Consider the following 13928-nt stretch of genomic DNA (forward strand, 5'->3'; position numbering starts at 1 on the left):
ATTGGCGGCTAAGACGCCGACGGCGTTTGGCTATTGCCGCGAGACGATGGGATTGCCCAGGCTGTCGTAGAGCCCGGCCAGCGTTGGCCGGCCTGCGCTGATGCCCTGGATAAGCGCTACGTCGCTGCGGGTGACGAAGATCTGCGTGCGGAAACACATTATTACCGGGCTGCCAACCGCGAAATTGCCCTCCAGCCCCAGGTAGTAATCGATATTGTCCGATTTGAACGGCAGTGTCCGCGTCTCGCTGGGGGTATCCCCGGCGAAAACCAGCGCGTTCCGTAGGCGGCCGCGGCGGTAATAGCCGCCGCCGAAGCACAGGCTGTTCGATCCTGCGTTATGAGACACTTCCGACAGATACAGCATGGCGATGCGTTCCGGTTGATCGCCGTATTCATTGGCCGGAATGGTGCCGGTAAACGCGTGGCCAGGTTCAATATGCGTCGCGCCGCCGCGGGCAAGCGCAGGGATGGTGTTGCAGCTATTGGCCGACGGGGCGTTAACCTGCTCGATAGGAAAGCCCGCCGCGCGCAGCGTTTTCGCCGCGTTGACCAGCGTGGTAAAGTTCGGCGTGGTGAGGCTTTCGCCCGCCGTTGCCGACGCCAGGGCGCAAGGAAAATTCGTGACGCCGACGATCTCCACGCCGCCAAGCGCGGCGATGCGCGCCGCGACATCGACCAGCTCGTCAGGCTGGAAGCCGCCTTCCTGACCGGGGTAGACGATATCGCCGGTCTGGCATACTTTCAGCAGCAGGCGTTGCCGCATGCCGAGACGCCGGGCGCATTCGGCGATCCTGCGCGCTTTCTCAAATGAGAAAACCGTGATGACTTCCGGCCGGCATCGCAGCGCGCTCTCGATTTCCCCGTCCGGAATTTGCACTAAATGCCCCAGATGGCGAAGCGGCACGCCGTTATTGGCCAGGCATCGCGCCTCGCGGAAATCCACCGCCACCGCTCCGCTGAACCCCTGGTCGATAATTTGTTGGGTCAGCCAGGGATTGCGGCCGAACTGCTTGCTCATCACATACGGCGTCACACGATATTCTTCCGCCGTTTGCAGAATGCGGCGCGCATTCTGTTTCACCATATCCACATCGATCACCCAGGTGTCCGGCGTGAGTTTGTGCTGGCGCAGCAGCCCGATCGACGCGTCAATCAGCGGCTGATTTTGTTTGCGTAGCGCATCTAAAAACATAGGGTTGGCAACTCCTTAAGACAGCGGTTTCCGGAACATCAGATTGGCCTTCATTTAAATATTCATTTTTTTGAACATTTGTTGCGAAAAAATCAATGCCGCTGTTTGGGAGACAAGCCGAACAGGTTGGCCAAGAGATAACCTTCCTCGTTGGGATGCAGCCGTACGCTGAACTTTGCCAGCAGCCCATCATTCAGCCGCCGCAGGCGGGGCAGTTCACCCGATGCGGCGATCTCCTGCAGAAAATCCTCGCCCAGCGGTGCGATGATTTCGCCGCGCCGTGAACGCATCAGCGCGTTCGCCATATGCGCGATGGCCATCCATCCCTGTTCCTCGGGCAGCGGGCGCCCCCAGCGCGTTTCCAGATCGTCAATGACTTGCAACATGCCGCGGAAGATATCTTCATCTATCACTCCGGCCTGGCAAAGCAGCTTCATCTTCTCTTCCACAATCTCTCCTTCAATAGCTGGGCTCAATCTCTTCTGACACCACGGCGCGCTGATGCTGGCGAACCCGATGCGTATCGACAAAAGTATCCAGCAGTTTCCCGGTGCTTCGGTCATCGCTGCGGATTAAAATGGTAGCTTCCGTCGCCAGCACGACGCGTTGATCCCCTTCCAGGGCCATGGCCTCCAGCCCGTAGCGAGCCAACACCTGGCGGTTCTCGACGTTCCAGACGACGGCATCGATGGTGCCGTTTTCGAGCCGGCTCAGGCAGTCGTGGTAAGGAATTTCCACCCGTGCGACCGCCGCCGGGTCATAAATCATATCCGTCAGCAGCTTTTGGTCCATCGAACGGCAGTCCACGCCGACTCTGCGCACCGCGCCGTGATCCCCGCGGCGGCGAATGATTTGATGCGATACCCAAGAATGCTCTCCAAGCGTCGCCGCGATCTTCACCCCGTTTTCCGGCCGGCTTACATACTCTTCGGCGGCCAGACGCGAGACGACCGCCAGGTCATAAATGCCATTGCGCAAACATTCCACGCGAATATCCGCTCCCCGCATATGTGCAAAGTAGAACGGTACGTCGGAAAACTCGCGCTTCAATCCGCTGGCGAGCCCCTCGTACTCGCGGGTATAGGGTAACGGCATGGCGCAAACAACGCGGGAAATGTTGGCGTAATCCAGCAGCGACCTATAGTCCACATGGGTTAAGAAGCTGCCGTTGCGCCCGCTGCGTTGTACGGTTATGCAGCCTGCGTTTTCCAGTGTCTTGAGCGCCGCCTGCATCAAACCGATGGACAGGGCGTTGTCGCGGGCCAGTTCGCCAATCGTTTTTAATCGCTCCCCCGGTTGGCATCCCAGCAAGTACATCGCCAGACAGCTCAGCGATAACCCTTCTTTTTTTATAAATTGACTGCGGCTCATTTAAATATTCATTTAAGTGAAGATTTATGTCAGGGATACACCAAAAGCGTGGAGAGATCCAAAAATTACGGCGAATGTGTGATGAAGTGCACGTAGCGGTTATCGGTTTCCGCTTGGCGCGGAGAATCTGTGAGTTCTGTTGGCCGTCGCATAACCGACAATATCGGCCCGCCGTTTTTTTTGCTAAAATGACTGCCCATTCACGGTTAGTCAGTTCATTGATAATGAAGAAAAAACGGCCGGTACTCCAGGATGTGGCGGACAAGGTGGGCGTGACCAAGATGACGGTGAGCCGTTATCTGCGCAATCCCGACCAGGTTTCTGCCGCCCTGCAGCAAAAAATCGCCGTCGCGCTGGATGAGCTGGGTTACATCCCCAACCGCGCGCCGGACATCCTCTCCAACGCCACCAGCCGGGCGATTGGCGTGCTGTTGCCGTCGTTGACCAACCAGGTGTTCGCCGAAGTGCTGCGCGGCATCGAAAGCGTCACCGACGCGCACAACTACCAGACCATGCTGGCGCACTATGGCTACCTGCCGGAGCGTGAAGAAGAGCGTCTGACCTCGCTGCTTTCTTACAATATCGACGGCCTGATCCTGTCTGAACGCCATCACACGCCACGCACCCTGAAAATGATCGAGGTGGCGGGCATTCCGGTGGTGGAGCTGATGGACTGCGTCTCGCCGTGCATCGATCTGGCGGTGGGCTTCAACAACTTCGAGGCGGCGCGCCAGATGACCCAGCAGATCATCGCGCACGGCCACCGTCACGTGGTCTATTTCGGCGCCCGACAGGATGAACGTACCATCATCAAACAGCAGGGGTATGAGCAGGCGATGCGCGAATCCGGCCTGGAGCCGTACAGCATCATGACCGCACGCTCTTCCTCCTATTCCGCCGGCGGCGAGCTGCTGCGCCAGGCGCAGCGCGACTATCCGCAGATCGACAGTATCTTCTGCACCAACGATGACCTGGCGATCGGCGCGGCCTTCGAGTGCCAGCGGCAGGGGCTGTCGATCCCGCAGGACATGGCGATCGCCGGTTTCCACGGCCATGATATCGGCCAGGTGATGGTGCCGAAGTTGGCCAGCGTGCTGACGCCGCGCGAACGCATGGGGCAGATCGGCGCCGAGCGCTTGCTGGCCCGGCTGCGCGGCGAAACGGTGTGCCCGCGCATGGTGGACGTCGGTTTCACCGTGATCCCCGGCGGCAGTATCTGAGCCATTTTAACGTTCTGTTTTAACACCCTTTCTTTTTGCAGCGCGCCCTGAGGCGCGCGGGTTATCCCGCCTGTAAGCCCGCCGCTCGTTGCCGGCATAAGTTTGATCTCTGTCCCAGAACGCGAATTTTAGCCGCTTACCCGGTTCCGGCGCTCATGTTGTTACCGGTATCATGATACCGGTAACAACGAGTGTGCGGTCATCTTGCTGCAAGACTGAACCTCTGACTCAACAACACCTACAGCTCTTCTTAAACACCGGGAAAGAGCCTAAAAATAAAACAACCGCACGCTTTACGCCTATCGTAAAGAGAGTCGCGATAAAAGGTTGGAGAAAAATTATGCCATTAGTGATTGTTGCAGGCGGCGTAGCGCTGCTGCTGCTGCTGATGATCCGCTTCAAGCTGAACGGCTTTATCTCTCTGGTGCTGGTTGCCCTGGCGGTCGGGATCGCACAGGGCATGCCGGTCGATAAAGTCATCGGCTCCATCAAGGCCGGCGTGGGCGGCACGTTGGGCAGCCTGGCGCTGATCATGGGCTTCGGCGCCATGCTCGGCAAGCTGCTGGCGGACTGCGGCGGCGCGCAGCGCATCGCCACCACGCTGATCGACAAGTTCGGCAGAAAACACATTCAATGGGCGGTGGTGCTGACCGGCTTCACCGTCGGCTTCGCGCTGTTCTACGAAGTGGGCTTCGTGCTGCTGCTGCCGCTGGTGTTCACCATCGCCGCTTCCGCGCGCATCCCGCTGCTGTACGTCGGCGTGCCGATGGCCGCCGCGCTGTCGGTGACCCACGGCTTCCTGCCGCCGCACCCGGGCCCGACCGCCATCGCCACCATCTTCCATGCCGATATGGGTAAAACCCTGCTGTACGGCACGCTGCTGGCGATCCCGACGGTGATCCTGGCCGGCCCGGTTTATGCCCGCTTCCTGAAAGGCATCGACAAGCCGGTGCCGGAAGGCCTGTACAACCCGAAAACCTTTACAGAAGCGGAGATGCCGAGCTTTGGCGTCAGCGTCGCCACGTCGCTGGTGCCGGTGATCCTGATGGCACTGCGCGCGGTCGCTGAAATGGTGTTGCCGAAGGGCCACAGCCTGCTGCGCTTCGCCGAGTTCTTCGGCGACCCGGTGATGGCGACCCTGATCGCCGTGCTGATCGCTATCTTCACCTTCGGCCTGAACCGCGGCCGCACCATGGATGAAGTGATGGGCACCATCACCGATTCGATTAAAATCATCGCCATGATGCTGTTGATCATCGGCGGCGGCGGCGCCTTCAAGCAGGTGCTGGTGGACAGCGGCGTCGAGCAGTACATCGCCGGCCTGATGGAAGGCAGCAACGTTTCGCCGATTCTGATGGCCTGGTCGATCGCCGCCGCGCTGCGTCTGGCGCTGGGTTCCGCCACCGTGGCGGCGATCACCGCCGGCGGCATCGTCGCCCCGCTGATCGCCACCACCGGCGTCAGCCCTGAGCTGATGGTGATTGCGGTCGGTTCCGGCAGCGTTATCTTCTCGCACGTTAATGATCCTGGCTTCTGGCTGTTCAAGGAGTACTTCAACCTGAGCATCATGGAAACCATCAAATCCTGGTCGGTGCTGGAAACCATCATCTCGGTGTGCGGCCTGGTGGGCTGCCTGCTGCTGGCGACGGTCGTATAATCTTTATCCGGCGCCCTGCGGGGCGTCGGCGTTCCAGAGTATCTTTATCAGTCGGGACGCATTTGGCGCGCTCGCGCCAGTTCCCATAAGGGCATGACACAATGAGTAATCCGCAGAATCACGTATTTATCCTGATGGGCGTCTCCGGCAGCGGCAAATCCGCCGTAGCCAGCGCCGTCGCCCGCGAGGCCGATGCCGCCATGCTGGACGGCGATTACCTGCATCCGCGCGCCAACATCAACAAAATGGCCGCCGGGCACGCGCTGGACGACAACGATCGCGCCCCGTGGCTGGCGGCCTTGAACGACGCCATCTTCGCCATGCAACGCACCAATCCGGTGTCGCTGCTGGTGTGTTCGGCGCTGAAAAAAAGCTATCGCGACCGCCTGCGCGAAGGCAATCGCAACCTGCATTTCCTCTACCTGAAAGGGGACAAGACGGTGATTGAGGAGCGCCTGAAACAGCGCAAGGGCCACTTCTTCAAACCGCAGATGCTGGTTTCGCAGTTCGCCACGCTGGAAGAGCCGGGCGAGCAGGAGCCGGATGTGCAGGCGATCGACATCAACCAGCCGCTGGACGGCGTGGTCGCCGACACGCTCGCCTGCATCAACCGCATCACCGCCCGCTGAGCGCGGGCCGTCGTCGGCGCCGCCAGGCGCCTACAGCTTCATGTAAGCCCTCACGCCGTCCAGGAACATCTGGGTCGACAGCATCACCAGAATCAGCCCCATCAACCGTTCCAGCGCGCTGACGCCTTTGCTGCCCAGCAGGCGCAGGAACAGGTTCGACATCAGCAAAATGGCCGCAGAGAGGCCCCAGGCGATCAACAGCGCCGCCACCAGATGGGGCAGCTGGTGCGGATACTGGTGCGACAGCAGCATCAGCGCCGCCAGAATCGACGGCCCGGCCACCAGCGGGATCGCCAGCGGCACCAGGAAGGGCTCTTCGCCGGCGGACAGCCCCGAACTGTTGCCCTCCTGCGTGGGGAAAATCATCTTGATGGCGATCAGAAACAGGATGATGCCGCCGGAAATGGAGACGGTTTCGGTGCGCAGGTTGAGGAACGCCAGAATTTTCTCGCCGGCGAACAGGAAGATCAGCATCAGCAGCAGGGCGATCAGCAGCTCGCGGATCAGCACTACCCGACGGCGGCGCGGTTCCAGATGCTTGAGCACCGACATGAAAATCGGCAGGTTGCCCAGCGGATCCATAATTAAAAACAGCAATACCGTAGCGGAAATCATCTCTGTCATGGTGACCTCGTGATCGGGAAAACGCCTCGGCCTTTCCGGCCGCGTCCTTGCCTATAAGAAGGATTGCTGAGAAATCCCCAGCCATCGAATAAATTCACTTTGCGCCCGCGCCGACATTTTGTAAGGTGAGGAGATATTGCACACAACTCGTTATCACCTACATAAGCCCTTATCCGGGCGGGACACAGATATTATGAAAAACGTTGGTTTCATCGGTTGGCGCGGAATGGTCGGCTCGGTTCTCATGCAACGCATGACGGAAGAGCGCGATTTCGATGCCATTCGCCCGGTCTTTTTCTCCACCTCGCAGCACGGTTCCGCCGCGCCGGCCTTCGGCGGCCAGCAGGGCACGCTGCAGGATGCGTATGACATCGACGCGCTGAGCGCGCTCGATATCATTATTACCTGTCAGGGCGGCGATTATACCAACGAAGTTTATCCTAAGCTGCGCGCCAGCGGTTGGCAGGGGTACTGGATCGACGCGGCCTCTTCGCTGCGCATGCAGGACGACGCCATCATCATCCTGGATCCGGTCAACCACGCGGTGATTCAGCAGGGCCTGGACAACGGCATCAAAACCTTCGTCGGCGGCAACTGCACCGTCAGCCTGATGCTGATGTCGCTCGGCGGCCTGTTCGCCAACGATCTGGTGGAGTGGGCGTCGGTCGCCACTTATCAGGCGGCCTCCGGCGGCGGCGCGCGCCACATGCGCGAACTGTTGACCCAGATGGGCATGCTGCATGCCGACGTGGCGAAAGAGCTGCAGGATCCGGCTTCCGCCATTCTGGATATCGAGCGCAAGGTGACCGAGGCCACCCGCAGCGGCAAACTGCCGACCGATAACTTCGGCGTGCCGCTGGCCGGCAGCCTGATCCCGTGGATCGACAAGCAGCTCGACAACGGCCAGAGCCGCGAAGAGTGGAAAGGCCAGGCGGAAACCAACAAGATTCTGAACACCGGCAGCGTGATCCCGGTCGATGGCCTGTGCGTGCGCGTCGGCGCGCTGCGCTGCCACAGCCAGGCGTTCACCCTGAAGCTGAAAAAAGACGTGTCGCTGCCGGAAATCGAGCAGATGCTGGCGACGCACAACGACTGGGTGCGCGTGATCCCGAACGACCGTGAGCTGACCATGCGCGAACTGACGCCGGCGGCGGTGACCGGCACGCTGAATACGCCGGTCGGCCGTCTGCGCAAGCTGAATATGGGGCCGGAGTACCTGTCGGCGTTCACCGTGGGCGACCAGCTGCTGTGGGGCGCGGCCGAGCCGCTGCGCCGCATGCTGCGTATTCTGCTGTAAACCCGCACTTCCTGGGGGCTGGCTACTTTCAGCCCCCTAAAGCCTTATTTTCCGCTTTTTTGTTTGCCGCGTCGGGCAACGTCATCGCAAGCCCTGCTTCAATGAGCTGTACCCCGCATATCTCCTCGTCGGCCGCCGCATGCCGGCGCCGCCAGGCTGGCAGTTTTCTTAATGAAGAATTTTCCTGAGCAATGCTGAGCAGTTTTTAACAGACATTGGCTATGCTTAACGCATGGGCGAACAATTTTTCACCATGACTGAAATATTTCTAAAAATAAGCATAAAGAGCGAAATTCAGGTCGGCAGAGTAAAGATTGGTCAATAACCGACCGCAATCACGCTTTGGATACCGAATGCATTGCATGATGACCAAAACGGCCAAGGAATAACCAACAAGCCGTGCTTAGATCATGCTGTTAATCTAAGGAAGAAGACTATGCCTGTACTTCCCGATCGTGACGTGATTGATCAGATCATCTCCGGCCATTACGCCGACCCCTTTGCTCTGCTTGGCATGCATGCGACCGATAACGGTCTGCAGGTGCGCGCGCTGCTGCCGGACGCTGGCGCAGTCTGGCTGGTGGAACAGCAAACCGGCCGGCGGCTGGTGCAGTTGAACTGCGACGATCCGCGCGGCTTCTTCAGCGCCGTGGTGCCGCGGCGCAAAAATCCTTTCCGCTATCAGCTGCAGGTCAGCTGGCGCGATCACCAACAGACCGTCGACGATCCCTATCGGTTCGGCCCGCTGCTGCAGGACATCGACAGCTGGCTATTGGCTGAGGGCACGCACCTGCGCCCCTATGAACGCCTGGGAGCTCACCTCGCCACGTTGGATGACGTCGACGGCGTTAGCTTTGCCGTTTGGGCGCCCAACGCCCAGCGCGTCTCGGTGGTGGGGGAGTTCAACTTCTGGGACGGCCGCCGCCATCCGATGCGTCTGCGGCGTGAAAACGGCATCTGGGAGCTGTTCCTGCCCGGCGTGCGGGCCGGCCAGCTGTACAAATATGAAATCGTCGATTGCTACGGCAATACCCAGTTGAAAGCCGATCCTTACGCCTTCGAGGCGCAGATGCGCCCGGACACCGCCTCGCTGGTGGCGCCGCTGCCGGAGGTGGTGCCGTCGACGCAGGCGCGCCGCCGCGCCAACGATTTTGACCAGCCGATCGCCATCTACGAGGTGCATCTCGGCTCATGGCGTCGTCACACCGACAACCATTTCTGGCTCAGCTACGGCGAGCTGGCGGTGCAGCTTATCGACTATGTGAAGGACATGGGATTTACCCATATCGAGCTGCTGCCGATCAACGAGCACCCGTTCGACGGCAGCTGGGGCTACCAGCCGCTGGGACTGTATGCGCCGACCCGGCGCTTCGGCACGCCGGCCGATTTCAGGGCGTTCGTGGCGGCGGCGCATGAGGCGGGCATCAACGTGATCCTCGACTGGGTGCCGGGGCACTTCCCGAGTGACGCCTACGGCCTGGCGAACTTCGACGGCACCGCGCTGTACGAATACGCCGATCCGCGCGAAGGCTACCACCAGGACTGGAATACGCTGATCTACAACTACGGCCGCCACGAGGTGCGCAACTACCTGGCGGGCAACGCGCTGTATTGGCTGGAGCGCTTTGGCATCGACGCGCTGCGGGTCGATGCGGTGGCGTCGATGATTTATCGCGACTACAGCCGCGCCGACGGCGAGTGGGTGCCGAATTACTACGGCGGCAACGAGAACCTGGAGGCGATCGCCTTCCTGCGTTATACCAACCAGACTATCGGCCAGGCGCAGCCGGGCGCGGTGACATTGGCGGAGGAGTCCACCGACTATTCCGGCGTCACCCTGCCGCCGGACGCCAACGGCCTGGGATTCCACTACAAGTGGAACCTCGGCTGGATGCACGACACGCTCAATTACATGAAGTGCGATCCGGTGCACCGCAAGTATCACCACAACCAGATGACCTTCGGCATGCTGTACGCCTACACCGAGAACTTCGTGTTGCCTATCTCGCACGATGAAGTGGTGCACGGCAAAAAATCGATCCTCGACCGCATGCCGGGCGACGCTTGGCAAAAGTTCGCCAACCTGCGCGCCTATTACGGGTTTATGTGGGCGCATCCGGGCAAAAAGCTGCTGTTTATGGGCTGCGAGTTTGCGCAGGGGCGCGAGTGGAATTTCGATACCAGCCTCGACTGGCATTTGCTGGAGGGGCTGGATAACTGGCACAACGGCGTGCAGCGGCTGGTGCGCGATCTGAACCATTGCTACCGGCAGCAGGCGCCGCTGTACGAGCGTGACTACCGCCCGGACGGCTTCGAGTGGCTGGTGGTCGACGATCACGACAACTCGGTGTTCGCGTTCGCGCGCTACGATTCGCAGGGCAATGAGCTGATCGCCATCAGCAACTTTACCCCGGTGCCGCGCTACCGCTACCGCATCGGCCTCTCACGCGCCGGCGACTATCGCGAGATCCTCAATACCGATTCGCACCACTATCACGGCAGCAACGCCGGCAATCAGGGGCGGGTCTCTTCCGAAGCGGTCGGCAGCCACGGCCGCGACTTTTCCATCTGCGTGACGCTGCCGCCGCTGGCGACCATTTATCTGCTGCGGGAGGCGCCATGACGGAGCTGACGGCCGGCCTCGCCGCGCCGCTGGGCGCGCATTACGACGGCGAAGGCATCAACTTTACCCTGTACTCGGCGCACGCCGAGCGGGTGGAGCTGTGCCTGTTCGACGGCCAGCAACGCGAAGTGCGCCTGCCGCTGCCGGCGCGCAGCGGCGATATCTGGCATGGCTATTTGCCGGGCGGCAGGCCGGGGCAACGTTACGGTTACCGGGTCTACGGCCCGTTCGACCCGGCGAACGGGCAGCGTTTCAACCCCAACAAGCTGGCGCTCGATCCGGCCGCGCGCGCGGTGGAGGGGCCGGTGGCGGATCACCCGCACCTGCACGGCGGTTACGAACAGCCTGATCCGCACGACAGCGCCGAGCTGATGCCGAAATGCGTGGTGGTGGACGAACAGTACGACTGGCAGGACGATCGCCCGCCCGCCACGCCCTGGGGGCAGACGGTGATTTACGAAGCGCACGTGCGCGGCCTGACGCTGCTGCACCCGAAGATCCCGCCGGCGCTGCGCGGCAGCTTTGCCGCGCTGGGGCACCCGGTGATGATCGCCCACTTCAAACGCCTCGGCATCACCGCGCTGGAACTGCTGCCGGTGCAGCAACATACCTCCGAACCGCGGCTGCAGCGGCTGGGGCTGATCAACTACTGGGGCTATAACGTGCTGGCGCCCTATGCGCCGGACAACCGCTACGCCAGCCTGAGCACCGAGTGCACGCCGCTGAACGAATTTCGCGATGCGGTCAAGGCGCTGCACCAAGCCGGCATCGAGGTGATCCTCGACGTGGTGTTCAACCACAGCGCCGAGCTGGACAGGGACGGGCCGATGCTGTCGCTGAGCGGCATCGACAACCAGAGCTACTACTGGCTGACGCCGGAAGGGGACTACGTCAACGACACCGGCTGCGGCAACACCCTGCGATTGGATCAGCCGCAGGGCGTGGCCTGGGTGATGGATTGCCTGCATTTTTGGGTGCGGGAGTGCCACGTCGACGGTTTCCGCTTCGATCTGGGCAGCGTGCTCGGCCGCACGCCGGGATTCGATCGCGATGCGCCGCTGTTCCAGGCGATGCTGGCGGACGATGTGCTGTCGCGCTGCAAGCTGATCGCCGAACCCTGGGACGTTGGCCCCGGCGGCTATCAGGTGGGGGCGTTCCCCGGCCGCTTCGCCGAATGGAACGACCATTATCGCGACAACATGCGCCGTTTCTGGCTGCAGAGCGGCGTGTCGCTCGGCCAGTTCGCCCGGCGTTTCGCCGCCTCCAGCGATCTGTACAACCAGCGTGGGCGGGCGCCTTACGCCACCGTCAACATGCTGACCGCCCATGACGGTTTTACCCTGCAGGACGTGGTCAGCTTCAACGAGAAACACAACCAGCCGAACGGCGAAGGCAACCGTGACGGCAGCGATCGCAATTTCAGCAACAACCACGGCGTGGAAGGCCTGGTCGCCGACGACGCCATTGTGCAACGCCGCAGGGCCAGCCAGCGGGCGATGCTCGCCACGCTGTTGCTGTCCCAGGGAACGCCGATGCTGCTGGCCGGCGATGAACAGGGACACAGCCAGCAGGGGAACAACAACGCCTATTGTCAGGACAACGCCACCACCTGGCTCGATTGGGCCACGGCGGATGACGCGTTGACCGATTACGTCGCGGCGCTGATCGCGCTGCGCCGCCAGATCCCCGCGTTGCAACAGGACCGCTGGTGGCAGCAGGGCGACGGCAACGTGCAGTGGCTGAACGCGCAAGGGCAGCCGCTCGACGCGCAGCAGTGGGAGCAAGGCGATCTGCTCATGCAGATCCTGCTGTCGCAGCACTGGCTGCTGCTGGTCAACGCCACGCCGCAAACGGTGGAGATGAGGTTGCCGGAAGGCGATTGGCAGGTTGTCGCCCCGTTCACTCAGGAAGACTCACGGGCGGTGTTACCCGCCTGGCACCAGGCCGCGCGATCGCTTTGCGTTCTGGTACGGAAATAATAAAAGGAGTCCGCTATGGTTAGGTTTGAAAATAAAGACCCCCTGATGTTGGCGCGCCAGCTGCCGATTAAATCCGTAGCGCTGATCCTGGCCGGCGGCCGCGGCTCGCGTCTGAAAGATTTGACCTCCACCCGCGCCAAGCCCGCCGTCCACTTTGGCGGCAAGTTCCGCATCATCGATTTCGCCCTGTCGAACTGCCTGAACTCCGGCATTCGCCGCATCGGCGTGATCACCCAATACCAGTCGCACACGCTGGTGCAGCACATTCAGCGCGGCTGGTCGTTTCTCAACGAGGAAATGAACGAGTTCGTCGATCTGCTGCCGGCCCAGCAGCGCCTCAGCACCGAGCATTGGTACAAAGGCACCGCCGACGCGGTGTATCAGAACCTGGACATCATCCGCCGCTATGAGGCCGAATACGTGGTGATCCTGGCGGGCGACCACATCTACAAGATGGATTACTCGCGCATGCTGATAGACCACGTCGAGAAGGGCGCCCAGTGCACCGTGGCCTGCCTGCCGGTGCCGCGCAGCGAAGCCGGCGAATTCGGCGTGATGAAGGTGGATGAAAGCGACCGCATCATCGAGTTTCTGGAGAAACCCGCCGATCCGCCGGCGATGCCGGGCAACCCGGATATGTCGCTGGCCAGCATGGGCATCTATATTTTTAATGCCGCCTACCTGTTTCAGCTGCTGGAAGAGGATATGTCGACCCCCGGCTCCAGCCACGATTTCGGCAAGGATCTGATCCCGAAAATCACCGCGCAGCAGGCGGCGTGGGCGCATCCGTTTACCTTGTCCTGCGTGACCTCCAACCCCGATCTGCCGCCGTACTGGCGCGATGTGGGCACGCTGGACGCCTACTGGCGCGCCAACCTCGATCTGGCGTCGGTGACGCCGGAGCTGGACATGTACGACCGCGCCTGGCCGATCCGCACCCACATGGAGCCGCTGCCGCCGGCCAAGTTCGTGCAGGATCGCTCCGGCAGCCACGGCATGACCATGAACTCGCTGGTGTCCGGCGGCTGTATCGTCTCGGGCTCGGTGGTGGTGCATTCGGTGCTGTTCCCGCGCGTGCGAGTGAACTCGTTCTGCACCATCGACTCTACCGTATTGTTGCCGGACGTGAACGTCGGCCGTTCCTGCCGCCTGCGGCGCTGCATCATCGACCGCGCCTGCCACATTCCGGAAGGCATGGTGATCGGGGAAAACGCCGATGAGGACAGCAAGCGTTTTTATCGCTCGGAAGGCGGCATCGTGCTGGTGACGCGCGAAATGTTGTCAAAATTGTGAGTTAACGTGGGCGGCAGAACGATAGCCTGCCGCCTGATGAA

The 13928-nt window shown here is 61.3% G+C and carries 11 protein-coding genes; 7 read left to right on the top strand and 4 right to left on the bottom strand.

The genetic code is table 11. The features are described 5' to 3' along the window. Positions 1-30 precede the first annotated feature (30 nt). The 3 genes from ACJ8IN_RS12285 to yhfZ all read right to left on the bottom strand — a co-directional run bounded on the left by ACJ8IN_RS12285 (position 31) and on the right by yhfZ (position 2565). Entirely contained in the window at positions 31-1194 is a 1164-nt protein-coding gene (locus tag ACJ8IN_RS12285) for a YhfX family PLP-dependent enzyme (protein WP_049235331.1), read from the bottom strand. Between the two features lie 92 nt (positions 1195-1286). After that, positions 1287-1643 carry a hypothetical protein gene (locus ACJ8IN_RS12290; protein ID WP_308326101.1) on the bottom strand — a complete coding sequence of 119 codons (357 nt, stop codon included), beginning with the start codon at positions 1641-1643 and terminating at the stop codon, positions 1287-1289. 10 nt (positions 1644-1653) lie between these two features. After that, complete coding sequence (gene yhfZ, locus ACJ8IN_RS12295) at positions 1654-2565, bottom strand: GntR family transcriptional regulator YhfZ (RefSeq protein WP_103799418.1); 912 nt, start codon at positions 2563-2565, stop codon at positions 1654-1656. Positions 2566-2789: 224 nt separating this feature from the next. Between yhfZ and gntR the strand changes: the two genes are divergently transcribed. From gntR to gntK, 3 genes are all read left to right on the top strand, one after another. After that, complete coding sequence (gntR, locus tag ACJ8IN_RS12300; protein ID WP_004930833.1) at positions 2790-3785, top strand: gluconate operon transcriptional repressor GntR; 996 nt, start codon at positions 2790-2792, stop codon at positions 3783-3785. Positions 3786-4125: 340 nt separating this feature from the next. Beyond that, positions 4126-5442 (top strand): gluconate transporter, encoded by a 1317-nt coding sequence (gntT, locus tag ACJ8IN_RS12305; RefSeq protein ID WP_033636339.1) that lies wholly within the window; start codon positions 4126-4128, stop codon positions 5440-5442. Positions 5443-5543: 101 nt separating this feature from the next. After that, positions 5544-6071 carry a gluconokinase gene (gene gntK, locus ACJ8IN_RS12310; protein ID WP_033649350.1) on the top strand — a complete coding sequence of 176 codons (528 nt, stop codon included), beginning with the start codon at positions 5544-5546 and terminating at the stop codon, positions 6069-6071. Between the two features lie 30 nt (positions 6072-6101). On the opposite strand, the gene ACJ8IN_RS12315 is transcribed toward gntK, so the two are convergent. Further along, entirely contained in the window at positions 6102-6695 is a 594-nt protein-coding gene (locus ACJ8IN_RS12315; RefSeq protein ID WP_004930825.1) for a YhgN family NAAT transporter, read from the bottom strand. Positions 6696-6888: 193 nt separating this feature from the next. Here ACJ8IN_RS12315 and asd point away from each other — a divergent pair, with 193 nt between their 5' ends. The 4 genes from asd to glgC all read left to right on the top strand — a co-directional run bounded on the left by asd (position 6889) and on the right by glgC (position 13887). Continuing rightward, entirely contained in the window at positions 6889-7992 is a 1104-nt protein-coding gene (asd, locus tag ACJ8IN_RS12320) for an aspartate-semialdehyde dehydrogenase (protein WP_033636337.1), read from the top strand. Between the two features lie 436 nt (positions 7993-8428). Continuing rightward, positions 8429-10615 carry a 1,4-alpha-glucan branching protein GlgB gene (glgB, locus tag ACJ8IN_RS12325; RefSeq protein ID WP_308326100.1) on the top strand — a complete coding sequence of 729 codons (2187 nt, stop codon included), beginning with the start codon at positions 8429-8431 and terminating at the stop codon, positions 10613-10615. Further along, positions 10612-12594, top strand: a complete 1983-nt coding sequence (glgX, locus tag ACJ8IN_RS12330; RefSeq protein WP_308326099.1) for a glycogen debranching protein GlgX — start codon at positions 10612-10614, stop codon at positions 12592-12594. The genes glgB and glgX overlap by 4 nt, the downstream gene beginning before the upstream one ends. 15 nt (positions 12595-12609) lie before the next feature. Continuing rightward, entirely contained in the window at positions 12610-13887 is a 1278-nt protein-coding gene (gene glgC, locus ACJ8IN_RS12335) for a glucose-1-phosphate adenylyltransferase (RefSeq protein ID WP_004930810.1), read from the top strand. Positions 13888-13928: the final 41 nt, after the last annotated feature.

This window comes from Serratia sp. CY31944 (assembly GCF_052169175.1).
Lineage (GTDB): Bacteria > Pseudomonadota > Gammaproteobacteria > Enterobacterales > Enterobacteriaceae > Serratia > Serratia sarumanii.